At 58.7% G+C, this 17116-nt stretch carries 14 protein-coding genes; 10 read left to right on the top strand and 4 right to left on the bottom strand.

All coding sequences use genetic code 11. The features are described from left to right. Nucleotides 1–43: 43 nt before the first annotated feature. Nucleotides 44–565 carry a GNAT family N-acetyltransferase gene (locus PSH80_RS15255; protein WP_216312087.1) on the bottom strand — a complete coding sequence of 174 codons (522 nt, stop codon included), beginning with the start codon at nt 563–565 and terminating at the stop codon, nt 44–46. Nucleotides 566–615: 50 nt separating this feature from the next. Beyond that, complete coding sequence (locus PSH80_RS15250) at nt 616–1221, bottom strand: hypothetical protein (protein ID WP_057959912.1); 606 nt, start codon at nt 1219–1221, stop codon at nt 616–618. A gap of 145 nt (nt 1222–1366) precedes the next feature. Between PSH80_RS15250 and PSH80_RS15245 the strand changes: the two genes are divergently transcribed. Then, entirely contained in the window at nt 1367–1570 is a 204-nt protein-coding gene (locus PSH80_RS15245; protein ID WP_057959911.1) for a hypothetical protein, read from the top strand. Nucleotides 1571–1784: 214 nt separating this feature from the next. Continuing rightward, complete coding sequence (locus PSH80_RS15240) at nt 1785–2117, top strand: DUF2790 domain-containing protein (RefSeq protein WP_057959910.1); 333 nt, start codon at nt 1785–1787, stop codon at nt 2115–2117. 314 nt (nt 2118–2431) lie between these two features. Here PSH80_RS15240 and proP read toward each other — a convergent pair whose 3' ends face one another. Beyond that, nucleotides 2432–3934, bottom strand: a complete 1503-nt coding sequence (gene proP / locus PSH80_RS15235; protein ID WP_057959909.1) for a glycine betaine/L-proline transporter ProP — start codon at nt 3932–3934, stop codon at nt 2432–2434. 273 nt (nt 3935–4207) lie between these two features. Here proP and PSH80_RS15230 point away from each other — a divergent pair, with 273 nt between their 5' ends. From PSH80_RS15230 to PSH80_RS15210, 5 genes are all read left to right on the top strand, one after another. Beyond that, nucleotides 4208–5542, top strand: coding sequence for an EAL domain-containing protein (locus tag PSH80_RS15230; protein WP_057959908.1), 1335 nt, complete (start codon nt 4208–4210; stop codon nt 5540–5542). 381 nt (nt 5543–5923) lie between these two features. Then, a complete protein-coding gene (locus PSH80_RS15225; protein WP_057959907.1) occupies nt 5924–6589 on the top strand; it encodes a response regulator transcription factor in 666 nt (221 codons plus the stop codon). A 113-nt stretch (nt 6590–6702) separates the two neighbouring features. Next, nucleotides 6703–7368, top strand: a complete 666-nt coding sequence (locus PSH80_RS15220; RefSeq protein WP_057959906.1) for a response regulator transcription factor — start codon at nt 6703–6705, stop codon at nt 7366–7368. After that, nucleotides 7365–9752 carry an ATP-binding protein gene (locus PSH80_RS15215; protein WP_081044264.1) on the top strand — a complete coding sequence of 796 codons (2388 nt, stop codon included), beginning with the start codon at nt 7365–7367 and terminating at the stop codon, nt 9750–9752. Before PSH80_RS15220 ends, PSH80_RS15215 begins: the two co-directional genes overlap by 4 nt. Then, nucleotides 9749–12097, top strand: a complete 2349-nt coding sequence (locus PSH80_RS15210; protein ID WP_128593578.1) for a transporter substrate-binding domain-containing protein — start codon at nt 9749–9751, stop codon at nt 12095–12097. Before PSH80_RS15215 ends, PSH80_RS15210 begins: the two co-directional genes overlap by 4 nt. 14 nt (nt 12098–12111) lie before the next feature. Here the strand turns inward: PSH80_RS15210 and PSH80_RS15205 are convergent, their stop codons facing one another. Continuing rightward, on the bottom strand, nt 12112–12246 hold the full coding sequence (locus PSH80_RS15205) for a hypothetical protein (protein ID WP_258571518.1): 135 nt from the start codon (nt 12244–12246) through the stop codon (nt 12112–12114). Between the two features lie 252 nt (nt 12247–12498). On the opposite strand from PSH80_RS15205, the gene PSH80_RS15200 reads away from it, so the two are divergent. The 3 genes from PSH80_RS15200 (at nt 12499) to PSH80_RS15190 (ending at nt 16497) form a co-directional block, all read left to right on the top strand. Further along, a complete protein-coding gene (locus PSH80_RS15200) occupies nt 12499–13047 on the top strand; it encodes a fimbrial protein (protein ID WP_057959903.1) in 549 nt (182 codons plus the stop codon). A 153-nt stretch (nt 13048–13200) separates the two neighbouring features. Continuing rightward, nucleotides 13201–13866: a fimbria/pilus periplasmic chaperone gene (locus PSH80_RS15195; RefSeq protein WP_307830297.1), complete on the top strand. Its 666-nt coding sequence runs from the start codon at nt 13201–13203 to the stop codon at nt 13864–13866. Between the two features lie 171 nt (nt 13867–14037). Then, the gene (locus PSH80_RS15190; RefSeq protein ID WP_370693702.1) at nt 14038–16497 is read left to right on the top strand and encodes a fimbria/pilus outer membrane usher protein; all 2460 of its coding nucleotides are present in this window, start codon (nt 14038–14040) and stop codon (nt 16495–16497) included. Nucleotides 16498–17116: the final 619 nt, after the last annotated feature.

Raw genomic sequence — 17116 nt, 5'->3', positions numbered from 1 at the left:
GGGTGATGTAACGCGTTGCGGGTATGAGAAGCGTGACCCTTGTCTACCGGGAAAGATCGCAGCGCATTACAACCATCCCGATGTCGGCCTTGTCGGTACTGAACGGGATTTCGCCGAGTGCCTCAAATCCGCAGTTTTCATAAAAGCGCTGTGCACTGGTATTGGACTTCAGCACATCCAACCAGATAGCGCCTTCCTTACGGTCTTTTGCGTACTGGTGGATAAGCTGCAAGAGTTGCTTTCCGTAGCCTTTGCCCGCCTGTGACTTGAGGAAGTAAATTTTCTGTAGCTCACTGCCAACCTGACCAGGCAGGGGCATAGGTTTGGACCAGTTGACCTTTGAAAAGCCTACGGCGTGGTTGGTTTCGTCAAATGCGATGAGCCAGCAGTGATGGGCAGGCGACTCGATGGATTTCTGCATTTCGCGGGTCGAGAAATCTTCGTTCAGGAAGTTCTGCATGCCCGCAGCGGTCCAGATTTCAGAGAAATGCTCTCGGTATGTCTTCATGCCGAGTTCCTGAAGGAGGGGGATGTCTTCTATGGTTGCTTCCCGAATGCTGATCACTGCACTGCTCCTTGCCTGAATTGTCGGACGCAGGTCCTGAATTTTTTCACTCAACAGTTAAATACCGGTGCATAGCGCTCTTCGCGTTTCTTGAAGTGAATCGGCGCCATCGGCACTTTTTCACCGTTCACAAATATAGCCGGGAAGGTGAGGGTGAAATCATCCATATCGCCCTTGCCCAGGGCCGTGCCCTTGCCGCTGCTGCTGGATTGCTTCTTGGGGTCAAAGCCGGTTTTCAGTTGTTCGATACTGACTTGATAGGTCTCGCCTGTCGCCAGCGTAACAGTGACCAACGGCGAATCGGCGCTGACCCACAGCGGCGGGTCAGTTTGTTTGTAAGCCGCCCGGCGTTGATCCGGGGTGTCCAGGTTGCGCAGGCGTGGGGGGATGTAAAGCCGGCCAAACAGGCGCAGTTCTGTGTCGGTTGAGCGCAGGTTGCCTGGCCAGCTGGATGTTCCGGGCGGTGCTACATAGACCAATACGTGCACCCAATCGAGTTCTTCCGAGAGCGGGGCGTAGCTCATTGCGGCTTTCGGGCCGGGGCAGGTACGTTCGAGTAACGCATGGGTGCCCACTGCCGATTGGGGATGCAGATACGGCCCGCTGCTGCATCCAGCGAGCAGCGCCAAGAGGGGGTAGAGGATGTATTGCTTCATCGGGGGCCTACTCCATTTGCTGTACGGGCGACTATGCCATTTCTGCGGTTGATTCTCATCAGCTCTGTGCAGCATTATTCTGGTGTTTTTCAGGATCGGCGGGTGTAAGTGTGCGGATGCCGTCACCATTTCCAGGGATAAACCAATGAAGTACCTGCGCACCTTGAATGCCGCAATGGAACGCTTTCTGAGCCGGTTTACCCCCACGCAATTCCTGTGCGCCGCCATTGCGTTGACCGCGCTCAACTTCTTATTGGACTACACCGTTGCTTCGTACACCTCTATCTACCTGTCCATGCTCAGCGGTTGGCTGTTTGCCATGAGCTTTCTGAGGTTCCGGGCCCAGTGATGGCGCTGTTTGAGCCTTACCTGAACGGTGATGAGCCTGGAGTCACCCTCGGGGTAGCACAACTGGCCGCGTCGGCGCTTAGTCGGTGATGCTTGTTGCCGTTGCAGGCACTGTTTGGTTGCGGATAACAGAAAGGTAATCATCAAGCTACCTTGCTGACAGGGTCGGTTCGTTAATCTCAAGCCTGGAATGAGTGACTTGAGAGGTAAACCCGATGAACCTGTTGAAACTGAGTATTGCTGCATTGGCGTTGTCATTGTCTACGGTCGTGCTCGCCACGGGAGGCAGTGATCGTGCATTTGAGGCGTTGATGAGCGATAACCAGAAAGCCATGGAGGCTTACGCGTTAAAACATGGCAAGGACCGGCCAGTGGTCCAGGACTATCGCTACGGGATGAAACTGGACATCGCCAAGGTGGTCAGCGTGACCCCGCCGATCCGCTCCTGTGACATCGTACCGTCGCGGATGACCTACGAAGATTCGAGCGGCAAGCTCAACACCATCGAATATAAAGTCATGGGGCTGTGCCGTAACAATGGCCGCTGAAAGGACGCCGCGGCGGGCCCTGCGCCGCAGGGGAGTAACGCACCGTCTGCTCAAGAAAATGGCCCCACACGTCGGGTTTTTCTCATAGGGGCCGTCCAGTTCAGGCAAGCCAGCTCCCACATCGGATTTGTGGTGGGACCACAATTCTCTGCCCCAATGAGGTCCCCTGTGGGAGCGGGCTTGCCCGCGATGACGGTGTACCAATCACTATAGTGGGTGGCTGACCCGCCGACATCGCAGGCAAGCCAGCTCCCACATTGGATTTGTGGTGGGACCACAGTTCTCTGTCCCTATGAGATCCCCCGTGGGATCAGTCAGTCAATCCGCGGATGCTGTTGCGCCAGGTTCTTGCGCTTGGCCTCCAGCTCGGCGATCTGCTCGTCGAGGTCTTCGATTTTCTGTTCGATATTGTCGTGGTGTTCCTGCAACAGCTCCCGAGCTTCTTCAATATCCGACGCCGCCGGCGCCGCGCCGCGCAGGGGTTTGTTGGCGGTTTCCTTCATGGTCAGGCCGGTGACCAGGCCTACCACGGCAATGACCATCAGGTAGTAGGCGGGCATATACAGGTCGTTGGTGCTTTCCACCAGCCAGGCCACGGCAGTCGGGGTCAGGCCGGCGATCAGCACCGAGATGTTGAATGCACTGGCCAGGGCGCTATAGCGGATATGGGTGGGGAACATCGCCGGCAGGGTAGACGCCATCACGCCGATAAAGAAGTTCAGCACCACTGCCAGTATCAGCAAGCCTGCAAAGATCAGCCCCAGCTTGCCGCTGTTGATCAGCATAAAGGCCGGAATCGCCAGGGCCAGCAGGCCGATGCTGCCAGCGATGATAAAGGGCCGGCGTCCGACCTTGTCGCTGATAAAGCCGATCAAGGGCTGCACGAACAGCATGCCCACCATGATCGCGATGATGATCAGCACGCCATGGTTTTCGCTGTAGTGCAGGTTGTGTGTCAGGTAGCTGGGCATGTAGGTGAGCAGCATGTAGTAGGTGACGTTGGTCACCGCCACCACGCCGACACAGGTCATCAGGCTGCGCCAGTGTTGGGTGGCGATTTCCTTGAACGACACGCGCGGGCCGCGTGCCAGGCCTTCGCGGTCACCTTGTTCGAGCTTCTCGACATGCTGCTGGAAGGCCGGGGTTTCCTCCAGGGCGTGGCGCAGGTACAGGCCGATCATGCCCAAGGGTAGGGCGAGGAAAAACGGCAGGCGCCAGCCCCATTCCAGGAACTGTTCTTCACCCAGTACCGACGAGATCCCGACTACCACGCCGGCGCCGAGTACAAAGCCGGCAATGGAGCCGAAGTCCAGCCAGCTGCCGAGAAAGCCGCGCTTGCGGTCGGGTGCGTATTCGGCGACGAAGATCGAGGCACCGGTATATTCCCCGCCCACCGAGAAACCCTGGGCCATTTTGGCCAACAGCAACAGGATCGGCGCCCAGATGCCTATCGAGGCATAGGACGGGATCAGGCCGATGGCAAAGGTACTGAGGGACATGATCACGATGGTGGCCGCGAGGACTTTTTGCCGCCCGTATTTATCCCCCAACGCACCGAAGAACAGGCCCCCCAGGGGGCGGATCAGGAACGGCACGGAAAAGGTTGCCAACGCTGCGATCATCTGTACGCCAGGGTCGGCGCCGGGAAAGAACACCTTGCCCAGTACGAAGGCGACAAAGCCATACACGCCGAAGTCGAACCACTCCATGGCATTGCCCAGCGCCGCGGCGGTGATCGCCTTGCGCATCTTGGCGTCGTCGACAATGGTGATGTCTTTCAACCCGATAGGGCCGACACTTTTCTTGCGCGATTTCATACAGGTCACTCTGTTGCTGATCGGTGTCGATGCCATTGTTTTAATGGCATGGTCTATTGGGTCAGATACATGAGGACACTAAATAATTCATCGCTCGACGTTATTTTTCACTAGCGCGCCTATCAGCGCGCATTGGCCAGCTCTGATCCCTACCGATCAGCGCTTCGTTGTGGGTCTCCCCGCGAACAAGGGTACTTTTAGTCCCAGTCCTATTTGCATCTTTTTTGGTACTGCTAAGCTTTTTTTCTGGAAAAGTATCGGGAAATTTTTGTCATGATCGTAAATGCCGCCGTGTCTGAGGAGTTCAACGCCCTACGCGTTATCACGTTGGCAGCTGACGTCACCTGTGCCGATCGGTTAGCCGGCGCGCTGAGCAGTATGGGCGTTACAGCGCTGACCAATGCTCAATCGTTGAAGGACGTGGAGGCATGGCTGTTGGAACAGCCGGTGGACGTCATCGTCTGCGAAATTCTCCCGGGATGTGATGATGGGCTGATGCTGCCAAGCCTGCTCAAGGGGCTGCACGAAGCCGGTGCCGTGGCGCAGTTGCCGAGTATCTTCTGGACCGGCAAAGCCACCTTGAATGCCCAACTGCGCGATGTGAAAGGGGGCAGCGTGACTGCCCCGCATACTGGCACCCAGCAGTTCTGGATCAAGTACATGGGGGGGGTGGCCATCAGTGCGTTGGAGTCTCATGCACGATTGGCCCGGGCTGCAGGGATCCTGGTGGAAATTCTGCGTGAAGGCGCAACCCTGGAACTGGGCGATGCCTTGCGAGCCGTGGTGCTGACCCGGGCGAAACCGGACCCGCAGTTGTGCATGACCACATTCGACGCCTTGGCCGAAGATGAAGTGATCAACGCGCTGACCACGGGGGAGGGATTGCGTTTTGTGTTCCAGCCACAATTCGAGCTGTTGAGCCGGCGTGTAGTGGGGGCTGAGGCGCTGGTGCGCTGGAAGCACCCGCGCTTTGGTGAAATCCCGCCGTCGGTGCTGATGCCGTTGGTTAACCGACTGGGCCTGGACCTGTTGCTGTTCAGCCTGGTGGAAATGTGGAGCATCAGGGCGATGCTGGCGCTCAAGCGTGAAAACATCCTGATCCCCATCGCGGTGAATGCATCGGCAAAAACCATTTGCACCCCACATTTTGCCGATCGCCTTGCCACACGGATGCAGCAGGCCGGCTTACCGAACCGTTTGCTGAAAATCGAGCTTACCGAGGACGTACACGAACCGGATGAGCTTCATCTTTCGGCATCACTGACGGCGATCCGCGCCAAGGGTTTCCAGGTGTCCCTGGATGATTTTGGTACCGGCGCGGCTACGCTGAACCTGTTGGCGAACCTATCGTTCGATGAGATGAAAATCGACGGCTCATTCGTGCGTGCTGTAGAGCAGCATTCCTCATCACGCAAGGTGATTGCGGGCATCGTCAGTTGGGCCGGCCTGCTGAATCTGAACCTGGTGGCCGAGGGCATTGAGGATGAGTCCACGATCCCTTTACTGCATCGCCTGGGCTGCCGCGTCGGGCAGGGTTATGCGCTGGCGCGGCCGATGGAAATCGAGGCCTTCTTGAGCTTCCTGATTGAGCGGGGGAAACACCCGTAAAAATATTTCTGTCCGTCTGGCTCTGGGAGGAGGCGGTTTTTAGGAGTGCTCTTATTTCAATTGTTTCGTCATGGCCTTAAATTTCCATCATCGATTTTTTTATATTGTATGCCGCTGGAGTTAACTGCTCTGCCCATTCGATAACCACTGCTGGATGTCTTGAATCTCAAAAAGTCGACTACTTGCCTGGCAACTTAAAGTTTGCCGGTGGGTGTTGTATTGCCTGATCGAAAGTTCGCCTGTTTGTTTTTAATGTGCGATGGCTCAGTTGCACGGATGGAATTGATGTTGTAGGTCCGTCTTCCCTGGCGGCAACTTACCAATGATGAAATAGCGTTATTTTTCATCTTTTTGCTCGTTATACAGAGTGTCCTGTGATCTATGAAACGCTTACAAATTGCTTTGCTGGATGATCATGCAATCGTGCGACATGGCCTGGTCAATCGATTGCTGCAGGAACCTGATTTTGAAGTGGTCGGTGTCTACGCTCGGACGCGTGAACTGTTGGCAGGGTTGGCCAAGGACCCGGCGCAGGTGCTGTTGCTGGACTATGTCCTGGGGCCCAGCGAGTTGGACGGCGTGTTACTGATTCGAGCGTTACGGGTGAAGTTTCCACAATGCCGCATCCTGGTGTTCTCTACGCACCATGACGCCGCTACCGTGATCCTGGCCTTGCGTGCCGGTGCCCGGGGATTTCTCGGCAAGGGTGAAGACATGGGCCAGTTGGTCGACGCCGTCCGGCTGGTGGCGTCGGGGGCGGTTTACCTGAGCCCGGACATGGCCTACAGGGTTGCCGAAGCCACTGCGGTCAACTATGACGGCGAGGCGCGCAATCGCGAGGATGCGTTGCGCTTTGTCAGTCTCTCTGCCCGTGAGCAGGAAGTGATTCGCTGTTATCTGACGGGCATGACCATCACCGAAATTGCTGAGAAATTCAGCCGTAGCATCAAGACCATCAGCACCCAAAAGGCTTCGGCATTTCGCAAGTTGGGTGTGATATCGAACAACGAGCTATTCAAGATCAAGCACCTCATTGAAGGTATCTGAACCTGGCGGGCTGGCGCCGTGTCATTTGCCGGTTATTGCATATACTGTTCTATCGTTGGGTATCCCTGTTTTCGGCAGCGCGGTTTGCGCTGGGTTGAGTGGGCTCGATCATAATGAAATCTATACGTATTGCTTTGTTGGATGATCACGCGGTTGTTCGACATGGTCTGGCCAATACCCTGGCGGCCGAGGCGAACTTTGAAGTAGTAGGCATTTATGAGCGCAGCCGCGACCTGATTGCCGGTCTCGCCACAGCGCCTGCAGACTTGCTGCTACTGGATTTCTCCCTGAGTCCCGAGGAGTTGGACGGCGTGTCATTGATCCGTGCCTTGCGAGTCAAGTTTCCTGCTAGCCACATCCTTGTGTTGTCCACCCATCACGACCCGGCGACCGTGGGCCTGGCCATGCGTGTCGGAGCCCGCGGGTTTGTCGGCAAGGGTGAGGACATGGACCAGTTGGTCAAGGCCATTCGCAAAGTGGCGTCGGGGGCGGTGTACCTGAGTCCTGACATGACCTATCGCCTGGCCGAAACCGTCACCAGTGATACCCGCAAAGGCCCTGGCGAAGTGCCCGACGCCCTGATCCTGGCGGAGTTGACCAGTCGCGAGCAGGAGGTCATTCGTTGTTATCTGGCGGGCATGACCATCACTGAAATTGCCGAGAAGTTCAATCGCAGCATCAAGACCATCAGCACCCAGAAAACCACGGCGTTTCGCAAGCTGGGGGTTACGTCGAACAACGAACTGTTCAAGCTCAACAAAATCATTGGCTCGCCATGAGGCGGTGGTGGCTGGGGGGCGTGCTGTTGTGGTCGCTTGGAGGGACCGTCTTCGCTGCTGGCCCGGTTCAACTGAGCGAGCAGGAGCAGCGCTGGATACAGCAGCATCCGGTGTTGCGGGTGGGCGTGGTCGAAGACCTGATACCTTTTGAGTACATGCGTGATGGCACCCTGCAGGGACGCTCAGCGCATTACCTGCAATTGGTGACCGATGCCACCGGCCTTGAATTCACCTATGTCCCGGGAAAGACCATTGAGATACGCGAGCAAATGCTCCTCGATGGCCAGGTGGATCTGCTGTCCTCTTACTTGCGTTTCAGGACTGAGCCGGCCACCAAGGGCCTTGCCTTGCTGACCTACCAGACCACCTCGCCGATCATCGTGACGCGCTTCGAAGACCCGGATATTTTCGACCTCGACCAACTGCATGGCAAAACCGTGATGGTTCCCGACGTGGATCATTACGAAGAGATCGTCGGAGCATCAGGGATCGAGGTCACGCTGATCAAAAGCAAATCGGCCCTGGAGATGCTGACCCGCGTCCGGGACGGCAGTGCTGACGCGGTCGTTGCCACGGAAATCTTCCTGATGCCTTATCTGTACCGCCAGTTCCAGGGCATCCTGGAGGCTTCAGGTGTGGTCGGCAGCCAGATGCTGGATGTCAGCATGGCGGTTCGCTCGGACCAAGCGCTGCTGCATTCGATCCTCGAAAAAGTCCTGGGCTCGATCACTGCCGAGCAACGCAATGAGATGTACGAGCACTGGTATCACGACCTGGGTCTGGATGTTCCAACCCTGGTTGCCGTCTCCAGCCACTACTGGCATGTACTGATCATGGGGGCGTTGCTGCTGGCCAGCCTGTGTGTGCTGGTCTATCGCGGCCATCTCCGGTGGCGTCAGGCTGTGCGCAACGAGCAGGAAAAAACCATGTTTCTGGCGGTCATGGGCCATGAAATCCGTTCGCCTATGAATGCCGTGCTGGCGGCCATGGAGTTATTGGGGCACACCCGGCTCAATGAACAGCAGCGCCACTTTGTGCACCTTGCCAATGGCGGCGCCAATGCGTTGGTGCGTTTGCTGGATAACGTGCTGGACACGCCAGGCTCGGGTGCGCGGGCGTTGCGCCTGAGCATTGAACCGACCGATGTGACGGCGCTGGTGCAGGGTGTAGTTGGCTTGCACCGCCTGCGCGCCCGGGAAAAGCACCTGAGCCTGAATGTGAGCATCCACACCGCGCTGCCCTTGCTGTTACTCGACAGCTCCCGCCTGACGCAGATTCTTCATAACCTGCTTTCCAATGCCATCAAGTTCACCGATGTCGGCGGTGTCGACATCAAGCTGTACCTGTTGGCCCTACCGGCCGGTGGTCAACAGTTGCAAGTCAAGGTGCGCGACACCGGGATCGGTATCAGTGAAGCGGTACAGGCGTCGTTGTTCCGGCCATATGCCCAGGCCAGTCAATCCTACAAGCGCTCCGGTGGTACCGGGCTGGGCCTGGTGATCTGCCAGCAACTGGCGAACTTGATGCAGGGGTCGTTGACACTCAGCAGTGAGCCGGGGGTTGGCACGACCTTCATCCTCTGCGTGCCGGTAACGGTTGCCCCCCAGACTGCTGAACCACCGCAGGTTCAGCAGTCCGCGCCAGAGGCCGAGACGGACGGCCTGCAAATCCTGGTCGTGGAAGACACCCTGGCCAACCAGGAAGTGCTGCGGGCGCAGATCGGCGGCTTTGGCTGCGAGGCGGTGATCGCCGCCGATGCCGCCCAGGCCCACAGCTTGTTCGTGCAGCAGGCCTACCAATTGATTCTGATGGACTGTGACCTGCCGGACCAGGACGGTTACAGCCTGGTTCGCGAACTGCGTGAGTTCGAGCGCGGCTTGGGGCGTCCACGCTGCCCAATCATTGCCATTTCTGCCCTGACCGGTGAACAGCACCTCAAACGTTGCATGGATGCTGGGATGGACGCCGCATTGAGCAAGCCGATACGCCTTGGGCAACTGCGCGAAGTGATCGAGCGCTGGTGCGACGTCACCCTGGCTGCACCTCGTGCGAGCCTGATGGCCCCTCAACTGGATCAGGCGGCGATCAATCGGGAGATGGCCAGTGACCTGGGGAGCCTGATCAAGGCCATAGCGCTCTGTGACCGCCCCAGCGCCGTCCACGTTGCCCATCGTCTGCACGGTGCTGCGCTGATTATGGAGTGGCTGGCCCTGGGGCAGAGTGCCGAGCATCTGGAGCGCCTGCTGCGCGCGCAGGAGGGCTGGGATTGCCCGGCCTACGCCCAGGCCCTGCGGGCGTTGGTTGAGCATTGGCGGGCCTTGGGCGGGGATGCTCCCCTGGAAGTGCTGCCGCCCGCGCGTGCCTCGCGGGTGACCCAGCGATGAACGCCAAATTGCTACGCCTGCTGCTGATAGCGTTCGTGTTGGGAAACCTGGGCGTCGGGGTGCAGGCAGGCCCGACGCCGCTGGACTTGACCCAGCAGGAGCGTGATTGGATTGCCGCCCATCCGGTGCTGCGTGTTGGCGTATTCGATAACTTGCAGCCTTTTGAATACATCAGCAATGGCCAACTCAGAGGGTTGTCAGCCAAATACCTGGGGTTGATTGCATCGCGCACGGGCCTGTATTTCGAACCCGTCACCACCACTACGCGCAGCGCCCGCAAGGACATGCTGATCAGCGGCGAAGTCGATATCTTGTCCACCCGGCGCCGGGATGATGACCCGGCAAAGGATCTCGGGCTGCGTTACACCGCGCCCTACAACACCAGCTCGACCGTTATGGTCAGCCGTTTTGGCGATCAACCGTTTGCCGACTTGGAGCAACTCGCCGGCAAGCGGGTGGTGGTGCTGGGGCGTGAGGAGGATTACGTCGCTTTTTTGAAGCGTAAGGCCCCGGGGATAACCATTGTTTCAGCCCTGAATGCGCTGGACATGATGGCGATGGTCAAGGACGGCCGCACGGACGCGGCGATTGCTTCGGAATGGCTGCTGATTCCCTACCTGTCCCGCCAATATCATGGGGTACTGCAGATTTCTGGGGTGCTGCCGTCGCTGCATACCGGCGTGAGCATGGCAGTACGTGACAGCGATGTGCTCCTGCTGTCTATTTTGGACAAGGTGCTGGCGTCCATCAGCGGCGAAGAGCGCAAGGCGATCTATGACGCCTGGTTTGTGGATATGGACCTGGATATTCCCACCGTCAAGGCCATTGCCGAGCACTACCAAGGTGAGCTGTGGTTGCTGCTGGCCGTGGTGGCAGTGCTCGTCGGGCTGGTCGTGCAAAGTCGCCTGCAACGGCGCCAGGCCATGAACAGCGAACGGGAGAAGGCGATGTTCCTGGCGGTCATCAGCCATGAAGTGCGTTCGCCGATGAACGCAGTGCTGGCCGCCGTGGAACTGCTGGAGCACACCCCGCTCGATGAGCAGCAGCGACATTTCACCAGCTTGGCCAATAGCGGCGCCAATACCTTGCTGCGGCTGGTGGATGATGTGCTGGATATCTCCAAGATGGAAGCCGGGCAACTGGCCCTCAATCTTGAACCGGTGGACCTATGGGCGCTGGTCTTGCGGATAGTCGATGAGCATCGAGCGCAAGCACAGGAAAAGGGCATTGAGCTGCTCGTCACCGGCGAGCGTCCCGGCGCCCCATTGTTGCTGGACGAACTGCGTCTGGCGCAGGTGCTGCGCAACCTGATCTGCAACGCCGTCAAGTTCACCGATGTGGGCCGGGTAGAGGTGCAGTTGCAACAGCTGGAAAAGCCTGCGGTCGAGGTGCGACAGCTGGTGATCCGGGTCATCGATACGGGCATAGGCTTGTCCAAGCAGGTGCAAGCCTCGCTGTTCCGGCCGTATGCCCAGGCCAAGCAATCCTATCGGCGCACTGGCGGTACCGGCCTGGGCCTGGTGATCTGCCGGCGCCTGGTCAGCTTGATGCGCGGCAGGTTGGTGCTCAGCAGCTTGCAGGGGGTCGGTACCCAGGTCGAGGTGTGGTTGCCAGTTGAGCGGGCTGTTTCCCCGCAACTGCCGGCACCTGAGCCTGCGCCGAGCGCGGAATCGGCTAACGGTTTGCAGGTGTTGGTGGTGGATGACTCGCTACCCAGTCGGCAAGTGTTGCAGGCACAACTCGACAGCCTTGGTTGCGCGGCGCTGCTGGCGGCTGATGCCGACCAGGCGGTGGCGTTGTTCAGTGCGCACCGGGTCGATATGGTGCTGATCGATTGTGACTCGCCAGAGGGCGACGCCGAGGGCATGGTCAGCGCGTTTCGTGAGTCGCAGCTCCAACAGGAACGCTCATATTGCCCGATCATCGCGCTCTCGCAATTTAGCGGGAATGAATACCTGCAACGTTGTTTCGATGCCGGTATGGATGGTGTACTGAGCAAACCGGTCCAACAGGCCATGTTGCAGCAGATGATTGAACTCTGGTGCGAAGTAACCCCGGCGCCGCAAGTTGCAGAGTACCTGGAAACTCCAGGGTCGCCGGAGGCTGTGCGCCAGGAACTTAACAGCCTCATAGAACTACTTGCCCTGCGCGATCGCGGCATGGCGCTGGAGGCGCTACACAGACTGCGCACTGCCGCGTTGGACGTCGGCTGGGAGGACTTCGCGGCCACCGCGCAGCGTATCGAAGTGCTGTTGCAGGACGAAGTGAACTGGCCAGCAGAAGCGGTTGCGGGCCATGCCCGTAGCCTGCTTGAGCACAGGGCCGGGCTTCCCTGCGGAGCCTAGGTAGAGTAGGGGCTTCACAGCAGGACAGGTTGATCTGGGAATGATGCAATCGCCGCGAATTGCATGCCCTGCCGCAACATCTGCCTCACCGCCTCGATAAAACTCGATGGCGGCCACCGGTTGTTTGCTGCTTCTGCATTGATAAACATTGCAGCGCCTGTTTTTAGGAGTGCTCCTATAGACGGGTTACTAATGTTTTTCCATTAAATAGTGCAGTGCGGCAGTAAGTTTTATAGTGGTTTTAATTGTTGGGAATTTTCCGTGCTCAATTGTTTTTCAGAGCGCTCCTATATTGAGTTCGATGTGGGCTCCCTAAACTCAGCCCCGCAACAGCACAGAAGCTCTCCGATAAACGGAAGCTTTATAACTTACTGTAGAACATCGCTCTCTCGGAGTTACTCATGAATTACAAAGCTCGCGCCCTCGCTGTACTGGTCGCTGCCACCGCCTCTACCGTTGCTCTGGCTTCAGACGGCAAAATCGATTTCAACGGCGAACTGAAAGCCGAAACCTGCAAGGTTGCGGTTAACGGCGCGGCTGGTGCGAGCCCGTCGACTGTCACGCTGCCAACCGTCTCTACCGCTGCCCTGGGAGCAAAAGGCCAAGTGGCAGGCCAGACCGGTTTCAATATCGAGCTGAGCGATTGTTCTGCCGCGCTGAAAACAGCTGCTGCATTCTTTGAGTCGAGCGGCAGCGTTGATGCAACCAGCGGCAACCTGAAGAACGTGAGCGGTACTGCCACCCAGGTTCAGCTGCAATTGGTTGACGCAACCAATGGCAACGCGATCAAGGCCGGCAACACTGCGCAGGTCACTTCCACCAGCCGTATTGCCATCGATGCAACCTCCAAGGCCGCCATCCTGCCATACGCTGTCCAGTACTACGCTCAAGCCCCGACCACTCCGGGTACCGTAGTTGGCTCCGTGACTTACTCCATCAATTATCAGTAAGTCGCCGCTCATGGACACACGCCCTGTTCAGCGACAAAAGGGCGTGCTTCCAGGCAGCAACGGGATTACGTAATGCCTTGCATATCTGCCCTCAGACAATTGCTCCTGGCAAGCCTTGTGACACTGACGTGTTCCCAGGCTATCGGGGGTGTAGTGATTACCGGAACTCGCCTGCTCTACCCGGCGGACCAGAAAGAAATCACGGTAAAACTCAACAACAATGGCACGCAGCCAGCGCTGATCCAGTCGTGGATCGACACCGGCAGCGTCGAGTCGACTCCGACCAGCTCCAAGGCGCCGTTCCTGCTTTCACCGCCGGTGGCGCGCATCGATCCGACCAAGGGCCAAAGCCTGCGGGTGTTGTTTACCGGGGCTCCCATGGCCCAGGACAAAGAGTCGGTGTTCTGGCTCAACGTATTGGAAATTCCACCCAAGCCCGAGGCGGGTGCAGATATCAATACGCTGCAAATGGCATTCCGTTCGCGGATCAAATTGTTTTATCGCCCGACCGGCTTGCCAGGCACTGCCAGCGAGGCGATCGAGCAGGTGCAGTGGCAATTGGTGCCCGCACGCGATGGGCAAGGCTTGGCCTTGCAGGCCTTCAATCCGTCGGCGTTCCATGTTTCGCTGATCGAGTTGGAACTGGTGGCTGGCGCCCAGCGTGAGCGCAGTGAAGACGGCATGATCGCTCCGGGTGAAACCCGCCAATTTGTGCTCCCAACGCTCAAGGTCCGACCGGCTGCGGGTGCTCAGGTGGAGTTCAGCGCTATCAACGATTACGGCGCACTGATCCCGACCCGTAAAGCACTCAAGCCCTGATTAAACCTCAAGTTTTTTAGTCGCGAGTCATTTATGTCGACCTCTTCCAGCTGCAGGCTTTCTCTGCGGGCGCGGCCTTGCTTCGCCTTGAATCCGCTCTCTGCCTTGATCCTCAGGGTATTGGCCATCGCCCCTGGTGCATGGGGTATACAGGGTGCGCTGGCGCAAGAGGTGCAGTTCAACGATGCGTTCCTGCCTGAAGACTCGCGCAATCTCGACTTGGGCGCCTACCAGACCGGCAACCCGGTGATGCCCGGGCAATACCGTGCAGACGTAGTGCTTAACGGCCAGTTGAACAGCCGCCAGGACATTCGCATCGACGCCCAGGCCGACGGCAGTAAGCCGGTGGTCTGCATGACGCGTGGCTTGCTTGAGCGTCAGGGTGTGGAGATGAGCAAGCTGGCGCCTGAAAGCACTTTGGCGCTGGACAGCCAGGGCTGTGCCGCCGTGGGCAGTCTGATCCCGGGTGCAACCGCGAATTTTTCACCGGAAAACCAGGCCCTCGACCTGAGCATTCCCCAGGCGGCGCTGCGGCGCAATGCCCGAGGATACGTCAGCCCGGAACTGTGGGATCGCGGCGTGACCGCAGGCATGCTCAGCTACAGCTTCAATGGCAGCCGTAACCGTACCCGCAGTGGCAACTCTGACTCGGCATTCCTGGGCCTGCACACCGGCCTCAACCTGGGTGACTGGCGCCTGCGCCACAACGCGTCGATGAGCTGGCAGTCACGTCAGGGCAATAATTACCAAGCCCTGGACTCCTATGCGCAACGCGACATCACCGCGTTGAAAAGCCAACTGACGGTGGGTGAGTCCAACACCTCCGGCGAGATCTTCGACACCCTGTCCTACCGTGGTGTGCAACTGGCCAGTGACGACCGCATGCTGCCCGACTCCATGCGCGGCTATGCCCCGGTGATCCGTGGGATTGCCCGCACCAACGCCCGTGTGACCATTCGCCAGGCCGGCAACATCCTGCTGGAAACCACCGTGGCTCCCGGGGCATTTGTGATTGATGACCTGTATTCAACCGGCTATGGCGGCGACCTCAGTGTCAGCGTGGCGGAAGCCGACGGCACTGAGCAGAACTTCATCGTGCCCTATGCCTCGGTCAGCCAGTTGCTGCGCCCTGGTACCTCGCGCTTCAGCCTGACCGCAGGCGAGACCCGCAATAACTACGTCGACAAGCAATCGCGCCTGCTACAAGGCACTGTGCAATATGGCCTGAACAATACGTTCACCGGATTTGCCGGGATGCAGTCCAGCGATGACTACACCGCCGTGCTCACCGGCCTGGCGTTTGGCACGCCGATCGGTGCCATGGCCATCGACTTGACTCACGCCCAGACTGACCTGGCCACTGGTGCCGCCAAAGGGCAGAGCATGCGGGTGTCCTACAGCAAAAATGTGCTCAGCACGGGCAGTAACTTCACCGTTGCGGCTTATCGTTTTTCTACCAGCGAATACCTGGACTTCAGTAACGCCATGCAACTGCTCGATGCCGAGAAAACGGGGTGGGACACCAGCATGTTCGGGCGCCCGCGCAGTCGCTTTTCGGTCACCGCCGACCAGAGCCTGGGGGAGTGGGGGCAAGTGGCAATCAGCGGCTATGCGCAGAACTACTGGAACCTGCCGGGCAGTGATTTGCAGTACCAGTTCAGCTACAGCAAGCAGTTCAATCGCATCAGCTTCAGTGTGAACGCCAACCGCAGCCGCATGGGCCTGGGGGACATGGAAAACAGCTTTTTGCTGACCATGAGCATGCCTCTGGAATTTGGCGGTCCAGGCTTCAGCCCGCAAATGACCGCACAGGTAGGACGTGACTCCCAAGGCAACTACAGCGAGCAGGCCGGCATCAGCGGCACCGCTGGCGAGGACCGTCAATATGGCTACGGCGCGACGGTCGGCCATGACGGTGCCAGTAACAGCAAGAGCGCGGCCCTCAATGGCCAATACACCGGCGCGCGCGCCATGCTCAGCGCTGCCCTGGGACGCGGTGATGGCTACACCAGCGCCTCGGTGGGCGCGAGCGGCAGCGTGGTGGCGCATGCCGATGGGGTGACCATGACTCCTTATCGCGGTGAAACCATGGCGGTGGTCAGTGCCCCGGGTGCGCAGGGGGCCAAGGTGTCCGGCTACCCTGGCCTCAAGCTCGACAGCCGCGGCAATGCCGTGGTTCCGTACCTGCGGCCATATGAGTTGAACGAAGTGGCAATCGACCCTATTGGTAGCTCGCTGGACGTCGAACTCAGCGAAACCAGCCAACAGGTGGCCCCGCGCGCCGGTGCGGTGGTGCACCTCAAGTACACCACCAACCAGGGCCGCGCAGTGTTGCTCAACGTACGCCTCGACGATGGCAGCAGCCTGCCCTTTGGTGCTGGCGTGACAGATATCGACGGCACCTCGGTCGGCGTGGTCGGGCAGGGTGGCCAGCTCTACGCACGGATCAAGCCGCAAACCCGTCAGTTACTGATCAACTGGGGAAGCAAGACCCATCAACAGTGCGCACTGGTCATCCCGGCGGGCCCCGGCGAAGGGCAGCAATTGCAACAGGTAGACGCGGTTTGTGCGGCCGGTAAGCAAGTCGCTGGCAGCGTGCAGCCCAACATTCTTCAAAAGGTACAGTTATGAACATTGGCGCTTTGATCAAGGCGGGCCTGGCCGTCGCGGCATTGTGGGCGGCGGCGGGGACGGCCATGGCGGTCACTTGCACCTACATGGAGGGTATCCAGCCGGCCGTGGGCTCCATGCCATTGCAGATTTCGGCGATCACTATCGGGCGCGATCTGCCGGTGGGTACCGAGGTATATCGTCAGCGCTTCAGCATGGCTGCGGGCCAGGCGCCCAAGCTTGAATGCCTCTATGCCCCGTATCAGCAGTGGACTGAGATGACAGTCGACTCCCGTTATCCCATGGCCAATGTGTCCAGCGGGACCTACGCCAACAAGGTCTATAGAACCAGCATTCCGGGGCTGGGGGTTGCCTTCAACAGCTCGGGCGGCCTGCTGCCAAGGCAATCTGGCAAGGCATGGACCACATGCACATCTGGCTACAGGTGTGTGGTCCCATTTGACGGGCCTTCGAACTTTGAGCTGATCTTGATCAAACTGGGCGATGTAACGCCTGGTGTATTGGTGGGCAATACGTTGCCGGTCGTCAGTCTGTACGGCAACTTCGGCGATGCGAGAATGCGCGGCTTCAGTATGGGGATCTCCGGCAATATCCAGATTGTCTCGAGTACCTGCCGTAC

This window comes from Pseudomonas sp. FP818, from assembly GCF_030687335.1.
GTDB lineage: Bacteria > Pseudomonadota > Gammaproteobacteria > Pseudomonadales > Pseudomonadaceae > Aquipseudomonas > Aquipseudomonas shahriarae.
Note: the sequence above shows the minus strand (reverse complement) of the source record. Positions and strands in the feature narration are given on the sequence as shown.

Bases quoted from the DNA above. Each gene is read 5' to 3' on its own strand.
- PSH80_RS15205 (WP_258571518.1), bottom strand. From the start codon at position 12,246: ATGTTTATCAATGCAGAAGCAGCAAACAACCGGTGGCCGCCATCGAGT.
- PSH80_RS15200 (WP_057959903.1), top strand. From the start codon at position 12,499: ATGAATTACAAAGCTCGCGCCCTCGCTGTACTGGTCGCTGCCACCGCC.
- PSH80_RS15230 (WP_057959908.1), top strand. From the start codon at position 4,208: ATGATCGTAAATGCCGCCGTGTCTGAGGAGTTCAACGCCCTACGCGTT.
- PSH80_RS15240 (WP_057959910.1), top strand. From the start codon at position 1,785: ATGAACCTGTTGAAACTGAGTATTGCTGCATTGGCGTTGTCATTGTCT.
- PSH80_RS15250 (WP_057959912.1), bottom strand. From the start codon at position 1,221: ATGAAGCAATACATCCTCTACCCCCTCTTGGCGCTGCTCGCTGGATGC.
- PSH80_RS15210 (WP_128593578.1), top strand. From the start codon at position 9,749: ATGAACGCCAAATTGCTACGCCTGCTGCTGATAGCGTTCGTGTTGGGA.
- proP (WP_057959909.1), bottom strand. From the start codon at position 3,934: ATGAAATCGCGCAAGAAAAGTGTCGGCCCTATCGGGTTGAAAGACATC.
- PSH80_RS15225 (WP_057959907.1), top strand. From the start codon at position 5,924: ATGAAACGCTTACAAATTGCTTTGCTGGATGATCATGCAATCGTGCGA.
- PSH80_RS15220 (WP_057959906.1), top strand. From the start codon at position 6,703: ATGAAATCTATACGTATTGCTTTGTTGGATGATCACGCGGTTGTTCGA.
- PSH80_RS15215 (WP_081044264.1), top strand. From the start codon at position 7,365: ATGAGGCGGTGGTGGCTGGGGGGCGTGCTGTTGTGGTCGCTTGGAGGG.
- PSH80_RS15245 (WP_057959911.1), top strand. From the start codon at position 1,367: ATGAAGTACCTGCGCACCTTGAATGCCGCAATGGAACGCTTTCTGAGC.